At 71.6% G+C, this 18,320-nt stretch carries 16 protein-coding genes; 8 read left to right on the forward strand and 8 right to left on the reverse strand.

The window, feature by feature from the left end:
• The first annotated feature begins 2 nt into the window (after positions 1–2).
• From ACIQAC_RS36725 to ACIQAC_RS36740, 4 genes are all read left to right on the forward strand, one after another.
• Positions 3–2,534 carry a nitrate- and nitrite sensing domain-containing protein gene (locus tag ACIQAC_RS36725; RefSeq protein WP_402199159.1) on the forward strand — a complete coding sequence of 844 codons (2,532 nt, stop codon included), beginning with the start codon at positions 3–5 and terminating at the stop codon, positions 2,532–2,534.
• A complete protein-coding gene (locus ACIQAC_RS36730) occupies positions 2,531–2,968 on the forward strand; it encodes a roadblock/LC7 domain-containing protein (RefSeq protein WP_402199162.1) in 438 nt (145 codons plus the stop codon). Before ACIQAC_RS36725 ends, ACIQAC_RS36730 begins: the two co-directional genes overlap by 4 nt.
• 23 nt (positions 2,969–2,991) lie before the next feature.
• A complete protein-coding gene (locus ACIQAC_RS36735; protein WP_402199163.1) occupies positions 2,992–3,402 on the forward strand; it encodes a DUF742 domain-containing protein in 411 nt (136 codons plus the stop codon).
• Positions 3,403–3,680: 278 nt separating this feature from the next.
• A complete protein-coding gene (locus ACIQAC_RS36740) occupies positions 3,681–4,286 on the forward strand; it encodes a GTP-binding protein (protein WP_402199165.1) in 606 nt (201 codons plus the stop codon).
• Positions 4,287–4,363: 77 nt separating this feature from the next.
• Here ACIQAC_RS36740 and ACIQAC_RS36745 read toward each other — a convergent pair whose 3' ends face one another.
• Complete coding sequence (locus tag ACIQAC_RS36745; protein ID WP_402199166.1) at positions 4,364–4,792, reverse strand: PPOX class F420-dependent oxidoreductase; 429 nt, start codon at positions 4,790–4,792, stop codon at positions 4,364–4,366.
• Between the two features lie 95 nt (positions 4,793–4,887).
• On the opposite strand from ACIQAC_RS36745, the gene ACIQAC_RS36750 reads away from it, so the two are divergent.
• On the forward strand, positions 4,888–5,301 hold the full coding sequence (locus ACIQAC_RS36750; protein ID WP_402199168.1) for a roadblock/LC7 domain-containing protein: 414 nt from the start codon (positions 4,888–4,890) through the stop codon (positions 5,299–5,301).
• A gap of 147 nt (positions 5,302–5,448) precedes the next feature.
• Positions 5,449–6,474 (forward strand): DUF6397 family protein, encoded by a 1,026-nt coding sequence (locus tag ACIQAC_RS36755; RefSeq protein WP_402199171.1) that lies wholly within the window; start codon positions 5,449–5,451, stop codon positions 6,472–6,474.
• A 1-nt stretch (position 6,475) separates the two neighbouring features.
• Here the strand turns inward: ACIQAC_RS36755 and ACIQAC_RS36760 are convergent, their stop codons facing one another.
• On the reverse strand, positions 6,476–7,342 hold the full coding sequence (locus ACIQAC_RS36760; protein WP_402199172.1) for an acyl-CoA thioesterase: 867 nt from the start codon (positions 7,340–7,342) through the stop codon (positions 6,476–6,478).
• Between the two features lie 19 nt (positions 7,343–7,361).
• A complete protein-coding gene (locus tag ACIQAC_RS36765; protein ID WP_402199174.1) occupies positions 7,362–9,875 on the reverse strand; it encodes a DEAD/DEAH box helicase in 2,514 nt (837 codons plus the stop codon).
• 145 nt (positions 9,876–10,020) lie between these two features.
• Between ACIQAC_RS36765 and ACIQAC_RS36770 the strand changes: the two genes are divergently transcribed.
• Entirely contained in the window at positions 10,021–10,815 is a 795-nt protein-coding gene (locus ACIQAC_RS36770; RefSeq protein WP_402199175.1) for a metal-dependent hydrolase, read from the forward strand.
• 83 nt (positions 10,816–10,898) lie between these two features.
• Here ACIQAC_RS36770 and ACIQAC_RS36775 read toward each other — a convergent pair whose 3' ends face one another.
• The 4 genes from ACIQAC_RS36775 to ACIQAC_RS36790 form a co-directional block, all read right to left on the reverse strand.
• Positions 10,899–11,171 (reverse strand): type B 50S ribosomal protein L31, encoded by a 273-nt coding sequence (locus ACIQAC_RS36775; protein WP_402199178.1) that lies wholly within the window; start codon positions 11,169–11,171, stop codon positions 10,899–10,901.
• Between the two features lie 92 nt (positions 11,172–11,263).
• A complete protein-coding gene (locus ACIQAC_RS36780; protein WP_402199181.1) occupies positions 11,264–11,743 on the reverse strand; it encodes a DUF5709 domain-containing protein in 480 nt (159 codons plus the stop codon).
• 332 nt (positions 11,744–12,075) lie between these two features.
• The gene (locus tag ACIQAC_RS36785; protein ID WP_402199182.1) at positions 12,076–13,857 is read right to left on the reverse strand and encodes an ABC transporter ATP-binding protein; all 1,782 of its coding nucleotides are present in this window, start codon (positions 13,855–13,857) and stop codon (positions 12,076–12,078) included.
• Complete coding sequence (locus ACIQAC_RS36790; protein ID WP_402199183.1) at positions 13,854–15,788, reverse strand: ABC transporter transmembrane domain-containing protein; 1,935 nt, start codon at positions 15,786–15,788, stop codon at positions 13,854–13,856. Before ACIQAC_RS36790 ends, ACIQAC_RS36785 begins: the two co-directional genes overlap by 4 nt.
• 276 nt (positions 15,789–16,064) lie before the next feature.
• On the opposite strand from ACIQAC_RS36790, the gene ACIQAC_RS36795 reads away from it, so the two are divergent.
• Positions 16,065–17,735, forward strand: coding sequence for a peptide-N4-asparagine amidase (locus ACIQAC_RS36795; protein ID WP_402199185.1), 1,671 nt, complete (start codon positions 16,065–16,067; stop codon positions 17,733–17,735).
• A gap of 120 nt (positions 17,736–17,855) precedes the next feature.
• Here the strand turns inward: ACIQAC_RS36795 and ACIQAC_RS36800 are convergent, their stop codons facing one another.
• Positions 17,856–18,317: a MarR family winged helix-turn-helix transcriptional regulator gene (locus ACIQAC_RS36800; protein ID WP_402199187.1), complete on the reverse strand. Its 462-nt coding sequence runs from the start codon at positions 18,315–18,317 to the stop codon at positions 17,856–17,858.
• Positions 18,318–18,320 lie beyond the last annotated feature (3 nt).

Raw genomic sequence — 18,320 nt, forward strand, 5'->3', positions numbered from 1 at the left:
CCATGCGTACACCCCGTAGGACCCCCACGGCAGACGGTGATCCGTCGGCCAGGCCACCCGTGCGCGGGCGCCGCGCGCACGCCGGACCACCGGCCGACGAAAGCCCGGGCGAACTCACGGACACGGCACCCGAAGGGGCGCCCACGCGCGCGGGCCGCAGGCGAATACGCCCGCGCACCGTCCGGGCCAAGATCGTCTGCCTGCTGATGGTGCCCGTCGTGTCGCTGCTGGCCCTGTGGGCGTACGCCACCGTGACCACCGCTCAGGACGTCTCCCGGCTGCGGCAGTTGCAGCGGGTGGACGCCGAGGTACGCCGCCCCGTCGCGGACGCCGTCGCCGCGCTCCAGGCGGAACGCGCCGCCGCCGTGCGGTACGCGACCGACCCCGACGACACCAACGCGGGCGACCTCAAGAACCTCGCCGGAAGCACCGACCGCGCGGTCGCCGCGCTGCGGCTCGGCGAGCACAACACCGTCGCCGACGCCCGGGAACTGCCCGCGGGCGTGCCACAGCGGCTGGAGACCTTCGTCGCCGGCGCCGAGCGACTGGACTCCCTGCGACGCTCGGTCCTCGACCGCCGCACCGACTGGAAGGAGACCTACGGGCAGTACACCAGGAGCGTCTCGGCGGCCTTCGCCGTCGGCGGAGCGCTCACCGGCATCCAGGACGCCGAACTCGGCTCCGACGCGCGTGTCCTGCTGGAGTTCTCCCGCGCGGGAGAGGCCCTCGCCCAGGAGGACGTCCTGCTGACCAGTGGCCGACTCTCGGGCGGGCTGTCGGGAGAGCGGCTGCGACTGTTCACCGGCGCCACCCAGACCCGCCGCGCCTTCACCGAATCCGCCGTGGCCGACCTGCGCGGGCCCGAACGCGCGGCCTGGCGGGAACTCGCCGACGGCCCGGACTACACCGCACTGGGCGCCCTTGAGGACAAGGTGCTCACAAGCGGCCCCGGCACCCGCGCGGTCGCGGCGGCCCCGGAAGCGGACTGGAACGACGCCCACGCGCGCGTGCAGAGCGGCATGCGGACCATCGAACAGGACGCCGCGCGAGGCGTCGCGGAGGGAGCCGACCCCTTCACGCGCGGACTGCTGACCTCGGCGGGTGCGGCCGTGCTGTTCGGCCTAGCCGCGGTCGCCGCCTCGCTCGTCATCTCCGTACGTATCGGCCGCGCGCTCGTCGTCGAACTGGTCGGACTGCGCAACCGCGCCCTGGAGATCGCCCGCCGCAAGCTGCCCGAGGCGATGCGCAGGCTGCGCGCGGGAGAGGAGATCGACATCCGCGCGGAGGCACCGCCCGGGGCGCCGGCCGAGGACGAGGCGGGGCAGGTCGCCGAAGCGCTCGGCACCGTGCACCGGGCCGCGCTCAGCGCCGCCGTGGAACGCGCCGAACTGGCCAGCGGCATCTCCGGCGTCTTCGTCAACCTCGCCCGCCGCAGCCAGATCCTCGTGCACCGCCAACTGAGCCTGCTCGACAGCATGGAACGGCGCTCCGACGATCCGAACGAACTCAGCGACCTCTTCCGCCTCGACCACCTCACCACCCGCATGCGGCGCCACGCCGAGAGCCTGATCATCCTCTCCGGCGCCGCACCCGGCCGGGCCTGGCGCATGCCGGTGTCGCTGACGAACGTCGTCCGGGCCGCCGTGTCCGAGGTGGAGGACTACGCGCGTGTGGAACTGCGCCAACTCCCCGAGACGTCCGTCGTCGGCGCCGCCGTGGCCGACCTCACCCACCTGCTCGCCGAGATCGTCGAGAACGCCGCCCAGTTCTCACCCCCGCACACGCGCGTGCGCGTCACCGGCGAGCCCGTCGGCAACGGCTACGCCCTGGAGGTCGAGGACCGCGGCCTGGGCATGGGCAAGGAGACCCTCGCCGAGGCCAATCGCCGGATCGCCGAGTCCGAGGCGCTCGACCTGTTCGACAGCGACCGGCTCGGACTCTTCGTCGTCAGCAGGCTCGCCGCCCGCCACAGCATCAAGGTGCACCTGAAAACCTCGCCCTACGGCGGCACCACCGCGGTGGTGCTCCTGCCGACGGCCCTGCTGCACGCCCACGTGCCGGAACGTTCCGTCCCCGAGCCCGCGCACGAACCACCGCAGCCCGAGCACGCCTACGCGCGCGTACCCGCCGGCCCCGACCCCCGGCACCAGGACGCCGTCGCCTCACCCGCCGACCGCCCCGCCCTCGTGCCCCCGATGGCACCCGACCCCGTACCCGAGACCACACCGCCCCCCGGAGTCACCGCCTTGCGCCTCCACCGCCCCCCGGACGACTCCGCCGCCACCGAATCCGACGACCTCCCGCGCCGCGTGCGCCAGGCCAGCCTCGCCCCACAACTGCGCGAACGGCACACCGAGGAGGCGGCTCCGCCGCCGGGCGCCCGGTCCGACGACGACCGCACCCCCGAACTCGTCCGGGACCGCATGGCCGCCTACCGCGAGGGCTGGGCGCGCGGCGGCGGACGCCGACCCGGCCACCGCGCGGTCCCGGATCCCGGGCCCGGCGGCGACACCACCGAAGGAGACCCCGCATGATCCAGGACCCCGGCACGAGGACCGCCCAGCGGTCCGGTGAACTCGATTGGCTGCTGGACGACTTGGTGGTGCGTGTCAGCGAGGTACGACACGCCGTCGTGCTCTCCAACGACGGGCTCGCCGTGGGCTCTTCGAGCGACCTCAAGCGCGAGGACGCCGAACATCTCGCCGCCGTCGCCTCCGGCTTCCACAGCCTCGCCAAGGGCGCGGGCCGGCACTTCGGCGCGGGAGGCGTGCGGCAGACGATGGTCGAGATGGACGACGCCTTCCTGTTCGTCGCCGCCGCGGGGGACGGCTCCTGCCTCGCCCTGCTCACCGCCGTGACCGCCGACATCGGCCTGGTGGCCTACGAGATGGCGCGCCTGGTACGGCGTGTCGGAGAGCACCTCTACTCGGCGCCGCGCCTCGGCGGGCGGCCGCCCGCCGCACGATGAGACCAGAAGGCGTTGCGCGAACGATGACCGAGGACATGACCGGCGCTCCGCACGAGCAGAGCAGCCAGTGGTACGACAGTGAAGCAGGGCCCCTGGTCCGCCCCTACGCCATGACGGGCGGACGGACCAAACCGGGCCCCACCGGGGTGAAGTTCGATCTGATCACCCTGGTCACACTCGATCCCGGGGCCTCCGGGCTCGGCGACGACACGCTCGGGCCGGAGCACCGCACCCTGATCGACCTCTGCCGCGTGGAGACCCAGTCCCTCGCCGAACTGTCCGCCGGCGCGGACCTGCCGGTGGGCGTCGTCCGGGTGCTGCTCGGCGACCTCCTGGAACTGGGGCGGGTCACCGTCACCCGCCCCGTGCCGCCCGCTCAGCTGCCCGACGAACGGATTCTGCGCGAGGTCATCGCGGGACTGCGGGCCCTGTGACGACCATGCCGCACCACAGGACGAGACACCCACCCGCGCGGTCCCACCCCGACGCGAAGGGCTTCAGCCGGCGCCACCGTGTGTCCTCGGACGCACACCAAGTGGGCGTGGATCGGTCACATCGGGCTAATAGCGGTCCAATCACTCGCAGAGGAACCACCGTTGCCATGATGCTGCCTTCGCGGACGCACCTCCCCGCCGCCCACGGGCTTCGGCCCGTGGCGCGGTGCACCCCTTCCGACCTCGACCGTTGCCGGCACTCCCGAGAGAAGTGATCGATGGTCTCCGAGAACTCCGACGCCACGCACGGCGAGACGACCGCCCTGGCGTTGAAGATACTGGTCGCCGGCGGATTCGGCGTCGGCAAGACGACCCTGGTGGGCGCGGTCAGCGAGATCAGACCGCTGCGCACCGAGGAACTGCTCAGCGAGGCGGGCCAGTTGGTGGATGACACCGACGGTGTGGAACGCAAGGTCACCACGACCGTCGCCATGGACTTCGGCCGCATCACCATCCGCTCCGGCCTGTCCCTCTACCTGTTCGGCACGCCCGGACAGGACCGCTTCTGGTTCCTGTGGGACGAGTTGGCACAGGGCGCGCTCGGCGCCGTCGTCCTGGCCGACACGCGGCGCCTGGAGGACTGCTTCCCCGCGGTCGACTACTTCGAGCACCGGCACATCCCGTTCGTGGTGGCCGTGAACTGCTTCGCGGGCTCGCGCTCCTACGGGGCCCACGACGTCTCCAGGGCACTCGACCTCGACCGCGGAACACCGGTCGTGCTGTGCGACGCCCGCGACCGCGACTCGGGCAAGGAGGTGCTGATCCGGCTCGTCGAGTACGCCGGGCGGATGCACACCGCCCGGCTGCTCGACTCGGTCGGCTGAGACCGGAAAGAGCGCCACGCGCGCGGGCACGGGCGACCGGCTCCGGCCGCCCGTACCCGCGCGGGTCGCATGCGGGTTCAGCCCGCGACGGCCTTCTCCGCGAGCACCTTGTCGATCGTCACCCGGACCAGCAGCTCACCCGGGACACCGTTGCGCTCACCGAACTCCTCGGCGACCTCCTCACCCATGTAACGGGCCGCGATCCGCGAGGCCCAGTGACGGAGCTCGTCCAGGTCCTCCGAGATGCTCACGTGTCCCCGCAGGACCACGTAGTCGAACGGCGGCCGGTCGTCGTCCACACACAGGGCGATCCGGCCGTCCCGCGCGAGATTCCGGCCCTTGACGCTCTCCTTGCCGGTGTTGAAGACCAGCTCGTCCCCGTCGAGCACAAACCAGATCGGCGTCACATGGGGACTCCCGTCGGCGCGGACGGTGGCCAGTTTGCCGGTGCGTGTGCCCTGCGACACGAACGCCCGCCATTCCTCGTCTGTCATCTTCTGTGCCATGCCGTCCATCCTCCTTGCTCGCGGGCCTTCCGTTGGGGAAGGCTTGCGAGGACATCCTCCGGCAGGGGGCTTCGTCACCACGGGGAGACCGGATCATGGCGCAGACCGAGGGACTCGGCTGGTTGCTCGACGACCTGACCGAGCGGGTGGAACACGTACGGCACGCACTCGTCCTGTCCAACGACGGACTGGTCACCGGGGCCAGCACCGGACTGCGGCGCGAGGACGCGGAACACCTCGCCGCCGTCGCCTCCGGACTGCACAGCCTGGCCAAGGGCTCGGGACGGCACTTCGGCGCCGGCGGCGTCCGCCAGACGATGATCGAGTTCGAGGATGCGGTGCTGTTCGTCACCGCGGCCGGCTCCGGCAGCTGCCTGTGCGTCCTCAGCGGCGCGGACTCCGACATCGGCCAGATCGCCTACGAGATGACGCTGCTCGTCAACCGGGTCGGAGAGCACCTCGGCGTGGACGCCCGCCAGCCCGATCGAGCCCCGATCGCAGACGACTGACCTGCGTTCGCAGACGACTGACCTGCACTTTCCTCCCCGGCCGCGGAGTTATCCACAGGCTCGCCCCAAGATCGGCCGATGCGGCTACGGTTTTGTCACGGCGAACGCACACAGCGTGAGCCAACGACTCCACGGGGGAGATCGATCATGTCTGGCAACACGATCGCGTATCCAGAAAGCGCCTTCTGGGCACCGGGCCGAGCCGCCCGGGAACTGGGTCTGAAACGGAGCGAGCTGGACCTCGCCGTGCGGCTGGGGCGGATCCGCTCCGTACCCGATCCATCGGGAGCGGGCCGCCGCATCACCCGCGCCGAGATCGACCGGCTGCGCTCGGAGGACGGATTCCCGGACGCGCTGCGGGAGAGCATCCGGGCCGTGGCCGCGCCGGAGGGCGCGACCGTCATGGACGTCCCGCAATCCCGGCTCACCCGCCTGGCCAGGCTGGGCCTGGTGGTTCCGGTGTCCTTCTACATCAACCGCTACCGCACCCTGGTCTGGCTCTATCTCGCAGACGAGCTGCGCGAGTTCGCGGCCGACGAGCGCAACGCCGTCCACCTCAAGGGCCGCGCGCCCGAAGGGGTCCGCGAGCTGCTGAACGAGGGACTGGACCTGCGGCCCCGCAACTGGCGGGGGAGGCACCTGGGCTTCCTGCTCCGCGAGGCACACGACCCGTGGGCCCAGGCCGCCGCCGTCGCGTCGCTCCTCGACCGGGCACTGGTCTCGGACATCGTCCGGGACCCCTACGAGCGGGCCCATCTGAACCGGTTCCGGCCCATGTCCCCGGCGCACGGTTCACCGGGGTCACCGACGGCCGACCTCGCGGAGCAGATCATGACCGCGAGCGACCCCGACGAGATCGACTGGCTCCGCACGGACCTGACCCAGGCACTGGCCGAAGCCCGAGCCGTACGGCCCGCGCCCCGGCCGTCCCCGAGGCCGACGACACAACCGGCGGCGAGCGCCGCCCAACCGCCGGCGGCGAGGCCCGCACAACCGCCCGCAGCGAGGGCCGCCCACCGGCCGGACGCCGACCAGCGGCCGGACCACGGGTGCACGGCCCACCGGCGGACGACTGACGAGCACAACGGCCGACGGACGGCAGCTCACCCACCCGGTGAGGAAAGCAAGGAGCCCCGACGCCTGATGGGCTGGCTGCGCCGCAGAAGCTCCTGACCTACAGCGACCGGAACAGCCCCTCCTGGACGACGGAGACCAGCAGCTGCCCCTGGACGTCGTAGATCCGGCCGCGGGCCAGACCGCGTCCACCGGTGGCGATCGGCGACTCCTGGTCGTAGAGGAACCACTCGTCCGCGCGGAACGGCCGGTGGAACCACATCGCGTGGTCCAGCGACGCCATGTCGAAGTTCCGACGGCCCCACAGCGGTTCGACCGGCAGCCGCACCGCGTCCAGCAGGGTCATGTCGCTGGCGTACGTCAGCGCGCAGGTGTGCACCAGCGGGTCGTCGCCGAGCGGCCCGACCGCGCGCATCCAGACGGCACTGCGCGGCTCGGCCTCCTTGACGTCCTCGGGCGTCCAGCGCAGCCGGTCGACGTACCGGATGTCGAACGGCTGACGGCGCGCCATGCGCTCCAACTGCTCGGGCAGCGCTCCCAGATGTTCCCGGATCTCGTCCGACACCGTCGGCAGTGACTCCGGGGCCGGGACCTTGCGGGCCGGCGGCAGCTGGTGCTCGAAGGGACCTTCCTCAGGCTTGTGAAAGGAGGCGGTGAGATTGAAGATCGTGCGGCCCTGCTGCACCGCCGTGACCCGGCGTGTGGTGAAGGACCTGCCGTCACGCACCCGCTCGACCTGGTACACGATCGGCACGCCCGGCCGCCCGGGGCGCAGGAAGTACGCGTGGAGCGAGTGCACCGGGCGGTCGCCCTCCGTGGTGCGGCCGGCCGCGACCAGCGCCTGGCCGGCCACCTGGCCGCCGAAGACCCGTTGCAGCGACTCGTCGGGGCTGCGGCCACGGAAGATGTTGACCTCGATCTGCTCCAGGTCGAGCAGGTCGACGAGTCTCTCGGCCGGGTTCGTCATGGGTGTTCTTCTCCTGGGTTCACAGCTGGCCGACGTCGGTCACCCGGACGACGGCACGGCCTTCGGCGTCGGAGGCCGTGAGATCGATCTGGGCGCTGATGCCCCAGTCGTGATCGTCGTTCGGGTCGTCGAAGATCTGCCGCACGCGCCAGAGGCTGTTCTGCGGCTCCTCCTCGATGACAAGGAGTTTCGGGCCACGGGCGTCGGGTCCGGTGCCCAGGTCGTCGTACTCGTCCCAGTACTTGTCCATCGCCTCGCCCCACGCGTCGGCGTCCCAGCCCGCCTCGCCGTCCATCTCTCCGAGTTCGCCGACCTGGTCCAGGGCGGCGAGTTCGACGCGGCGGAACATGGCGTTGCGGACCAGCACCCGGAAGGCACGCGCGTTGGCCGTCACCGGCTTGACCTCGTCGGCCCGCTCCTGGGCCTCCTCGGCGGTCATCTCCGCCGGGTTCGCGAGCTGCTCCCACTCGTCGAGCAGGCTGGAGTCGACCTGGCGGACCGTCTCGCCCAGCCACTCGATGAGGTCCTGGAGGTCCTCCGACTTCAGGTCGTCGGGGATGTTGTGGTCGAGGGCCTTGTAGGCGCCGGCCAGGTAGCGCAGGACGATGCCCTCGGTGCGGGCCAGCTCGTAGTAGGAGACCAGCTCGGTGAAGGACATGGCCCGTTCGTACATGTCCCGGATGACGGACTTCGGCGACAGCGGGTGGTCACCGACCCACGGGTGGCTCTTGCGGTACGTGTCGTACGCGTGGAAGAGCAGCTCCTCCAGGGGCTTGGGGTAGGTGACGTCCTGGAGGCGCTCCATGCGCTCCTCGTACTCGACGCCGTCCGCCTTCATCAGGGCGACGGCCTCGCCGCGCGCCTTGTTCTGCTGGGCGGCGAGGATCTGGCGCGGGTCGTCCAGCGTCGACTCCACGACGGACACCATGTCGAGGGCGTAGGACGGCGACTCGGGGTCGAGGAGTTCGAACGCGGCGAGGGCGAACGTGGACAGCGGCTGGTTGAGCGCGAAGTCCTGCTGGAGATCCACCGTCAGCCGGACGATCCGGCCCTCGGCGTCCGGCTGGTCCAGCTTCTCGACGATGCCGCCGTCCAGCAGCGAACGGTAGATGGCGATCGCGCGCCGGATGTGCCGCAGCTGCTGCTTGCGCGGCTCGTGGTTGTCCTCCAGAAGATGACGCATCGCCTCGAAGGCGTTGCCCGGCCGGGCGATCACCGACAGGAGCATGGTGTGCGTGACCCGGAAGCGGGACGTCAGCGGTTCCGGCTCGGCGCCGATGAGCCGCTCGAAGGTGTCCTCGCTCCAGGCGACAAAGCCCTCGGGTGCCTTCTTGCGGACGACCTTGCGGCGCTTCTTCGGATCGTCGCCGGCCTTGGACAGCGCCTTCTCGTTCTCGATGACGTGCTCCGGCGCCTGCGCGACGACGTAACCCGCCGTGTCGAAGCCCGCACGGCCCGCACGGCCGGCGATCTGGTGGAACTCCCGGGCCCGCAGGGTGCGCACACGCGTGCCGTCGTACTTGGTGAGGGCGGTGAACAGCACCGTGCGGATGGGGACGTTGACGCCCACCCCGAGTGTGTCCGTGCCGCAGATGACCTTCAGCAGGCCGGCCTGCGCGAGCTTCTCCACCAGACGCCGGTACTTGGGCAGCATGCCGGCGTGGTGCACACCGATACCGTGCCGGACGTACCGGGAGAGATTGCGGCCGAACTTGGTGGTGAAACGGAAGTTGCCGATCAGGTCGGCGATCCGCTCCTTCTCCTCGCGCGAGCACATGTTGATGCTCATCAGCGCCTGCGCCCGCTCCACCGCCTGCGCCTGCGTGAAGTGCACGATGTACACCGGCGCCTGCTGCGTCTCCAGGAGTTCGGTCAGCGTCTCGGTCATCGGAGTGCGCCGGTACGCGTAGGACAGCGGGACCGGGCGGGTCGCCGAGCGGACCACCGATGTGGGCCGGCCGGTCCGCCGGGCCAGGTCCTTCTCGAACATCGAGACGTCGCCCAGCGTCGCCGACATCAGCACGAACTGCGCCTGAGGCAGCTCCAGCAGCGGAATCTGCCACGCCCAGCCACGGTCCGGCTCCGCGTAGAAGTGGAACTCGTCCATGACGACCTGGCCGATGTCCGCGTGCTTGCCGTCGCGCAGCGCGATCGACGCGAGGACCTCGGCGGTGCAGCAGATGACGGGAGCGTCGGAGTTCACGGAGGCGTCGCCGGTGAGCATGCCGACGTTCTCGGTACCGAAGATCTTGCACAGCTCGAAGAACTTCTCCGAGACCAGCGCCTTGATCGGAGCCGTGTAGAAGGTGACCTCGTCCCGGGCCAGCGCGGCGAAGTGCGCACCCGCCGCGATCATGCTCTTCCCGGAGCCGGTCGGCGTCGACACGATCACGTTCGCACCCGACACGACCTCGATCAGCGCCTCCTCCTGATGGGGGTAGAGCGTGAGACCCCGCTCCTGCGCCCACGACTCGAAGGCTTCGTACAGGGCGTCGGGGTCGGCGGTCGGCGGGAGCTGATCGATGAGGGTCACATGCCCATCTTGCCTGTCCCGCGCGCCGAGGGGGGAATCGGCTGCGGGCAGGAAGATCGCGAACGCTACGCTGTGTCGCCGACGTGGCGTCAGCGCACACGGCCAACTGGACAGTGGCACACGAGGAATGGGGCGGGCAGCGGCGATGATGGGACCAGCACACTCACTGTCGGGAGCCGCGGCCTGGCTCGGTGTCGGCGCGGCCGCCGCCGCGGCGGGACACGGGATGCCGTGGACGGTCCTCCTCGTCGGTTCGCTGATCTGCGCGGGTGCCGCGCTCGCCCCGGACCTCGACCACAAGGCCGCGACAATCTCGCGTGCCTTCGGTCCGCTGTCGCGCTGGCTGTGCGAGATCGTCGACAAGCTGTCGTACGCCGTCTACAAGGGCACGAGGAAGCAGGGCGACCCGCGCCGCTCCGGCGGACACCGCACCCTCACGCACACGTGGCTGTGGGCGGTGATGATCGGCGGCGGCGGCTCCGCGCTGGCCGTCCTGGGCGGACGCTGGGCCGTGCTGGCGCTCCTCTTCGTCCACATGGTCCTGGCGATCGAGGGCCTGCTGTGGCGGGCGGCACGCGGTTCGAGCAGCGACGTCCTGGTGTGGCTGCTCGCGGCGACCAGCGCGTGGATCCTGGCCGGCGTCCTGGACAAGCCGGGCAACGGCGCGGACTGGCTGTTCACCGCACCCGGCCAGGAGTACCTGTGGCTGGGGCTGCCGATCGTGCTGGGCGCTCTTGTCCACGACATCGGGGACGCGCTGACCGTGTCGGGCTGCCCGATCCTGTGGCCGATCCCGATCGGACGCAAGCGCTGGTACCCGCTGGGGCCGCCGAAGGTCATGCGGTTCCGCGCGGGCAGCTGGATCGAGCTGAAGGTGCTGATGCCGGCGTTTATGCTGCTCGGCGGGGTCGGCGGGGCGGCCGCGCTCAACCTCATCTGAGCCGACCGCACCCGCGGGGCACCGCCGAGGAGCAGTCCGGGTGGGCTGTCACGCCCACCCGGTCGTGCCGCTCGGCCACGTGCTCACGACTTCGCGCGCGACGGGGTACTGCCGTCGCCGCCGTAGCGCTTCTCGAACCGGGCGATACGGCCCTCGGTGTCCACCGTCCGAGCCTTGCCCGTGTAGAAGGGGTGGCTTTCGGAGGAGATCTCGACGTCCACGACGGGGTACGTCTCGCCGTCGTCCCACTCGATGGTCCGGTCGCTCGTCGCGGTGGACCGGGTCAGGAAGGCGAATCCGGCGGCCCGGTCGCGGAAGACGACGGAGTGGTAGTCGGGCTGCTTGTCCTGCTGCATGACGACTCCTTGTGGGGCGATGGGTGCGGGGGCCACCGGACACGTCCGGCCGCCGGAGGGCGGACGCACGCGGAACGGCGACTCCTACGAGATCAACCGGCGAAGTCCTCTTCGTCTTCCTCGTCGACGAGATGCATCGCGGCTTCCTCGGCGGAGGCCGCCGCGCCGTCGATACCGATGTCGGTGGCGATCAGCGCGCTCTCCTCGTCCTCGTGCGCGCCCTCGTCGGGGGCGACGAGCCGGCCGGAGCGGGCCGAGCCGACCTCGTTGTCGAGCAGTTCGCCGTCGGTGCCGTCGGAGTCGCCGATGCCGTCACCGTCGGGGGCGCCGAGATCGGGCAGTTCCTCCGCGAGCCGCTCGTCCAGTGTCTCGCCGTGCCGGCGTTCGGAGGCGGTGACGCCCATGTGTTCCACGGCCCAGGGGCGCTCCGGAGGGGACCAGCCGCGGTCCAGGGGGTCGCCGACACCGTCGTCCTCAAGGGTGTCCTCCGGGTCGAGCAGACCGGCGTCCTCCTGGATCTCGGATCCGTCCGGCTGGTAGACGTCGTCTCCCCATCCTTCGGCGCTGTTCACGGATACCTCCAGGTGCTGGGGCGGTGCCTGCCACGTGGACGTCGGTGGCGGTTCGCCGGTGCACCGGGCACGGGATTCGGCCGCCGTGGCAGGGGTGACGGGTGGAGCATTCCCGGCCACTGCCGCCCTCCAGCCTTCCACCAGGGTTCGGCACCGCGCAACGGCACCGGTGCTGACCTGCGGCGGGGCCGGTGCCGGGCCGGTCGCGCTGCCCGGCGTTTGCCGGGTGCCGCCCGCGCCCACCCTCCCCCACTCTCGGCTTCGCTCGAGCGGGGGAACCCATCGCCCCAGGCGGCACGCATGCCCGCGGCTCGACTGGAAGCGGCACACCCCTACCCGTGCCAGGACCTCCAAAGGGCCGCGTATGCGCCGTCCGCTGTTACCAGGGACTCGTGGCTGCCCAGTTCTGTGATGCGGCCGTTTTCGACGACGGCGATGATGTCGGCGTCGTGGGCCGTGTGGAGGCGGTGGGCGATGGCCACGACCGTGCGGCCGTCGAGGACCCGGGCCAGGGAACGCTCCAGGTGCCGGGCCGCACGGGGGTCGAGCAGGGACGTCGCCTCGTCCAGGACCAGCGTGTGCGGGTCCGCCAGGACCAAGCGGGCCAGCGCGATCTGCTGGGCCTGCGCCGGGGTGAGCGACAGCCCGCCCGAACCGACCTCCGTGTCGAGCCCGTTGTCGAGCGCGCGCGCCCAGCCGTCGGCGTCGACCGCCCCCAGCGCCGCCCACAGCTCCGCGTCCTCGGCGCCGGTGCGGGCGAGGAGGAGGTTGTCGCGCAGGGAGCCCACGAAGACGTGGTGTTCCTGGTTGACCAGGGCCACGTGGGAGCGGACGCGCTCGGCGGGCATGTGGGAGAGTTCGGCGCCGCCGAGGGTGATGCGGCCCTTCCGGGGTCCGTAGATACCGGCGAGCAGCCTGCCCAGGGTGGACTTGCCCGCACCCGACGGGCCGACCAGTGCGAGCCGGGTGCCGGGTGCGACCTCCAGGGAGACCTTGCGCAGCACGTCCACGCCCTCGACGTACCCGAAGTGCACCTGGTCGGCCCGCACATCGCGGCCGTCGGGGGCCAACGACGCGTCACCAGCCTCCGGTTCGATGTCCCGGACGCCGACGAGCCGGGCCAGGGACACCTGCGCCACCTGCAACTCGTCGTACCAGCGCAGGATGAGGCCCACCGGGTCGACCATCATCTGGGCGATCAGCGCCCCCGTCGTCAGCTGACCGACGTCGATCCAGCCCTTGAGTACAAACACGCCGCCGATCATCAGTACCGAGCCGAGCAGCATCACGTTGGTGACGTTGATGACCGGGAAGAGCACCGACCGCAGCCAGAGGGTGTACCGCTCCCAGGCGGTCCACTCCTGGACCCGCTGGTCGGACAGTTCGGTGCGGCGGGTGCCGAGCCGGTGCGCCTCGATGGTCCGGCCCGCGTCCACGCTCTCGGCGAGCACGGCGGCGACGGCGGCGTACCCGGCGGCCTCCGAGCGGTACGCCGACGGTGCCCGCCTGAAGTACCAGCGGCAGCCCACGACGAGTACCGGCAGGGCGAGCAGTACGGCGGCGGCCAGCGGGGGTGCCGTGACGACCAGTCCGCCCAGCAGCAGCACCACCCACACCACGCCGATGGCCAGTTGGGGTACGGCCTCGCGCATGGCGTTGGCGAGTCGGTCGATGTCCGTGGTGATGCGGGAGAGCAGATCGCCGGTACCGGCGCGTTCCAGTACACCCGGCGGCAGGCCGACCGACCGGACGAGGAAGTCCTCGCGCAGGTCGGCCAGCATCCGTTCGCCGAGCATCGCCCCGCGCAGCCGGACCTGCCGCACGAAGACGGCCTGGACGACGAGCGCGCCGACGAACACCCCGATGGTGAGTTCCAGATGGATCTCCCGGGCACCGTCGGACACCCGCTCGACCAGACCGCCGAGCAGCCAGGGGCCCACCATCGAGGCGATCACGGCGGCGGTGTTCACGCTGACGAGGATCAGGAAGGCCCGTCGGTGCCGGCGGAACAGTTCCGTCACGTAGGCGCGCACGGTGGCCGGGGCCCCGACCGGAAGGGTGTTCGCGGTCGTCGGGGCCGCCGGGTCGTACGCCGGTGGCGCCACGCCGATCATGCGCTCTCCTCGATTTCGTTCAGCTCGTCAATGCCGTCAATGCCGTTGATCTTGTCGACGTCGTTCAGCTCGTCGATGTCGCTGAGGTCGCCGAGCCTCCTCAGCCCGTCAACCCCGGCAACCCCGTCGACAGCGTCAGCCCGGTCGGCCCGGTCAACACCGTGAACCCCGAGCAGCTCGCCCCCGCCCGCCGCCACTTCCTCGTCCGTCTCCCGTGTGACCACCGCCCGGTACCGCGGCTCGGTCCGCATCAGGTCCCGGTGCGGGCCGACCGCCACGGCCTCGCCCTCGTGGACCAGGACGACCCGGTCGGCGCGGTCCAGGAGCAGCGGCGACGAGGTGAAGACCACCGTGGTGCGGCCCGCGCGCAGTTCACGCACCCCACGGGCGATCCGGGCCTCCGTGTGCGAGTCGACGGCCGACGTCGGCTCGTCCAGCACCAGCACCTCCGGGTCCGTGATCAGCGACCGCGCGAGCGCGAGCCGCTGCCGTTGGCCGCCCGAGAGGGACCGGCCCCGCTCGGTGAGGTGGGCCTCCAGCGGGTCGGTCGTGCCGAGCGCGCCCTGGAGCAGCGCCGCGAGCACGTCCTCGCACTGCGCGGCGGCCAGAGCCGCCTCGGGCGTGACCTTGCCGGACGAGGGCACGTCGAGCAGTTCGCGCAGGGTGCCGGAGAGCAGGACCGGGTCCTTGTCCTGGACCAGCACGGCGGTGCGCGCCGAGTCCAGGGGAAGTTCGTCCAGCGGTACGCCGTCGAGCAGGACCGGCGTCCCCTCCTCCGACGGGTGCCCGCCGAGCCGTTCGGCCAGCCGGCCCGCCGCGTCCGGGTCGCCGCAGACCACCGCGGTGAACAGGCCGGTCGGCGCCCCCAGCCCCGTCTCCGGGTCGTGCAGGTCGCCGTTCGGCACCTCGGCGTCCCGGGAACCGCCGGTGTCCGTGGGCCGGTCCAGCGACAGCACACGGGCGGCCCGCCGCGCCGACGGCTGGGAGAAGGAGTACGCCATGGCGATCTCCTCGAAGTGCCGCAGCGGGTAGCTGAGGATCATCACCGCGCTGTAGACGGTGACGAGTTCACCCACGCTGATCCGGCCGTCACGGGCCAGTCCCACGCCGTACCAGACGACACCGATCAGCAGCAGTCCGGGCAGCAGTACCTGGACCGCCGCGATCAGCGACCACATCCGGGCGGTCCGCACGGCCGCGTGCCGGACGTCCTGGGAGGCGCTGCGGTAGCGGTCGAGGAACAGTTCCTCGCCGCCGATGCCGCGCAGGACCCGCAGGCCGGCGACGGTGTCGGAGGCGAGTTCCGTGGCGTGGCCCGCCTTCTCGCGCTGGAAGTCGGCGCGCCGCGTCGCGCGGGGCAGCAGCGGCAGTACCGCGAGCGCCAGGACGGGCAGTCCCACGGCGACGACGACACCGAGCGCCGGCTGGTAGAAGACGAGTCCGACGGCGACGATCACCAGGGTCACCAGTGCCGCGGTGAACCGGGACACGGCCTCCACGAACCAGCCGATCTTCTCGACGTCACTGGTGGACACGGCGACCACCTCACCGGCCGCGACACTCCGGGTCAGCGCCGAGCCCTGCTGGGCGGCCTTGCGGGCCAGCAGCTGCTGGACGCGGGCGGCTGCGGTTATCCAGTTGGTGACGGCGGTGCGGTGCAGCCAGGTGTCACCGATGGCGATGCCCGCCCCGCCCAGCGCCATCAGGCCGCCCGCGACGGCCAGCCGGGAACCGGACCGGTCGATGACGGCCTCGATGGCGAACCCGACGCAGAACGGCATCGAGGAGACCGAGACGAAATGCAGCACTCCCCAGGCCAGTGCCTTGAGCTGGCCGCCCAGCTGATTCCGGAACAGCCACCACAGGAACCGTGGCCCCGAGCGCGCGTCCGGCACACCGGGGTCGGGATACGGAAGGTCTTGGATCTGCATGACGTCCCAGCGGCTCGTGTCAGGGGTGGACGGTTGTCGGATCAGCGCGTGGTGGGTGACGGAGAGTCACGGCCGAAGTGCGGCGTACGGCCCCGGCGGAGCAACCGCGTGCCGCCGCGAACGGCGGTAGCAAACCGTGCAAGGTTCACCCCGGAGGGTGTTCGAAAGCAACCGGTTTTACGTGGTCGGCAGGGACGCGTCGGGTCGCTCGCGCGCAGACCGGGACGGCCCGATGCCTCGTTGCGGCACAGCACTCCCGCCCCGTAGAACACGTGCATGACAAGACGTCTGCTCGTGTCCCTGCTCGCCGGAGCGACCCTCGCGGCCGGCACCCTCCTCGGCACGACCCCAGCCGCCCAGGCGGCCCCCGCGGCCCCCACGCTCCGAGCGGCCCCCGCGGCGGCCACCACCGCGCCCACCGCCGCCCCCACCCCCGAAGCCCCCGCCGAGTTCGGCACCGACTGGCACGACCCCCTGACCGCCACCCCGCCCATCACCAGGCCCGACGTGAAGTCCTGCCAAGTCACTCTGGCCGAGGCGCAGTTCAGGGACTTCACGCCGTACCGGGGCCGGTACACCCCGCCGGACGGCTGCGGCGACGACTGGAGCAAGGTGGTGCTCCGGCTCGACGGCAACGTCAAGGGACGCCAGTACGACCGGCTCGGGTACCTCCACCTCGGCGGCGTCGAGATCCTCCGTACCTCCACACCGCAGCCGTCCCCCGACGGCATCGAGTGGTCGGTCGAGAAGGACGTCACGCGCTACCGCGACACCCTCCGCGGCGCGCACGACGTCGAGATGCTGATCGGCAACGTCGTCGACGAGACGTACACCGGCATCATCGACGTCAAGGTCACCCTGACGTTCTACGAGGGTGCCGCCGCCCGGCAGGCCACGCCCGACCGTGTCCTCACCCTCACCGGGGGAACGAGCCTCACCACCCCGCGCAACAGCGAACGGATCGTCGCCGAGGTGTACGCCACCGGCTCCGGCGGCGGCTGCGAGGAGTACTGGTATCTCACCGTGCCCGCCGCCGCCCCGTACTCCTGCAAGGCGGACACCGGCCCGTACCGCGAGGTGCAGTTGCGGATCGACGGGCGGCTCGCCGGCATCGCGGCGCCGTTTCCGACGGTGTGGACCGGCGGCTGGTCCAACCCGTTCCTCTGGTACGTCGTCCCGGGCCCGCGTGCCTTCGACGTGAAGCCGGTCGAGTACGACCTGACCCCGTTCGCGGGCCTGCTGAACGACGGTCGTGCGCACCGCGTGGAGGTCTCCGTCGCGGGCGTCCCCGAGGGGCAGAGCGGCTGGAGCACCCCGGTCAACGTCCTCGTCTGGCAGGACTCCGGCAGCGACCGCGTCACCGGCGCGCTCACCGGGCACAAGGTCGGCGACCTGGCCAACTCCTCGACGTACGAACCCGGTTCGGAACACCGTCTGAACACCGAGGGCGCGCACCGGCTGTCCGTCTCCGGGTACGTCAACACCTCGCACGGCCGGGTCTCCACCACCGTCAGCCGCTCGCTCACCAATACCTCGGTCCACCGCTGGACCGACGGCGAGAGCACCGATGCCCTCGACGCGACCTGGACGGACAGCGAGTCCGTCACCGTGGACGGACGCGGACCGGCGCGCACCACGCGCACGCACCGGACGTACGCCATGGACGGCACCACCACCCTGGGCGCCGGGGACCGGCTCCGTACCGTGCTCACGCTCGCCGACCGTGCCACCGTCACCGCGTCTCGTGACGGGCGGACGACCGGCTGGTCGCGGCTGGACGACACCTACACCGGCGACGCCACGTACACCGCGAACGTGCCGCGCGACCAGCGCCACGCGGTGGGCACCACGAGCGAGCGCTACCGGCTGTACGGGTCGGCCGGCTGCTACGACCGGGCGCTCACCACGGTCCAGGGAGTGGTGACGGAGAACCGCCTGCGCTGCTGACGCGCGCCCTCGCACCACCCGCAGCATCCGCTCCACCCGCGGCTGCCACGCCGAACCCCGATCCCACCGGGCGTGGCAGTCGCACCCGGCGCCGCACCCGGCGCCGCTCCCGGCAAGGGCTCAGCACTCCCGCCCCGCCGACACCTCCGGCCCCCCGTCGACCAGCGTGTCCAGCAACCCGCCCAGCACCTCGCGCTGCTCCGCGCCCAGGGGCGCCAGGATCTCCTCCGCCGCGGACCGCCGCGCCTCCCGCAGCGCGCGCAGTGCCTTGTGTCCGTCGTCCGTGAGTTCGATCCGGATGACCCGGCGGTTGTGCGGGTCGGGGACCCGGCGCACCTTGCCGTTCGCCTCAAGGCCGTCGACCAGTGTCGTCACCGCGCGGGGCACCACCTCCAGCCGCTCCGCCAGATCGGCCATCCGCGGCGGCGCGGGGAAGTGCGCGAGCGTGCGCAGGAGCCGGGACTGGGCCGGTGTGATGCCCAGCGCGCGCTGTTCCAGATGGCGCTTCTGGATGCGGTGCACCCGGCGGGTGAGCCGCAGCAGCTGCTCGGCGAGCAGGCCGTCGGGATCGGGGGAGGTCATGCG

The sequence above is a fragment of the Streptomyces sp. NPDC088387 genome (genome assembly GCF_044753385.1).
Lineage (GTDB): Bacteria > Actinomycetota > Actinomycetes > Streptomycetales > Streptomycetaceae > Streptomyces.